This is a genomic window from Pigmentiphaga humi, from assembly GCF_900606115.1.
Classification (GTDB): Bacteria; Pseudomonadota; Gammaproteobacteria; order Burkholderiales; family Burkholderiaceae_B; genus Pigmentiphaga; species Pigmentiphaga humi.
Window position 1 is genome coordinate 1 of the sequence record NZ_UWPJ01000002.1, and the last position, 606, is coordinate 606.

Here is a 606-nt window from a genome sequence, read left to right on the forward strand (position 1 = left end):
ATGTACGAATCCAGCGCAGCGGCCAGTTCCAGGATCGCCGGCTCGCCCAGCTCGCTCTTGTCGCCTTCCAGCGCCAGGCGTGCCGAACCCTTCACGATCGGGGTGTCGTCGCCCGGGAAGTCGTACTTCGAGAGCAGCTCCCGGACTTCCATTTCCACCAGTTCCAGCAGCTCGGCGTCGTCCACCAGATCCGCCTTGTTCAGGAACACGATGATGTACGGCACGCCAACCTGGCGCGACAGCAGAATGTGCTCGCGCGTCTGCGGCATCGGGCCGTCGGCGGCCGACACCACCAGGATCGCGCCGTCCATCTGCGCCGCACCCGTGATCATGTTCTTGACGTAGTCCGCGTGGCCCGGGCAGTCAACGTGCGCATAGTGCCGCGCCGCCGTTTCGTATTCCACGTGCGCCGTGTTGATCGTGATCCCACGCGCCTTTTCTTCCGGCGCCGCGTCGATCTGGTCGTACGCCTTCGCCTCGCCGCCGAACTGACGCGACAGCACCGTCGTGATCGCCGCCGTCAGCGTCGTCTTGCCGTGGTCAACGTGACCGATCGTGCCCACGTTTACGTGCGGCTTCGTACGCTCAAACTTGCCTTTTGCCATG

1 protein-coding gene is annotated in these 606 nt (G+C 64.5%); it reads right to left on the minus strand.

Features of this window, described 5'->3' with window-relative positions:
- A partial coding sequence (locus PIGHUM_RS00010; protein ID WP_124077194.1) for a GTP-binding protein occupies positions 1 to 605 on the minus strand: 605 nt, incomplete at its 3' end.
- Between the last annotated feature and the right edge of the window lies 1 nt (position 606).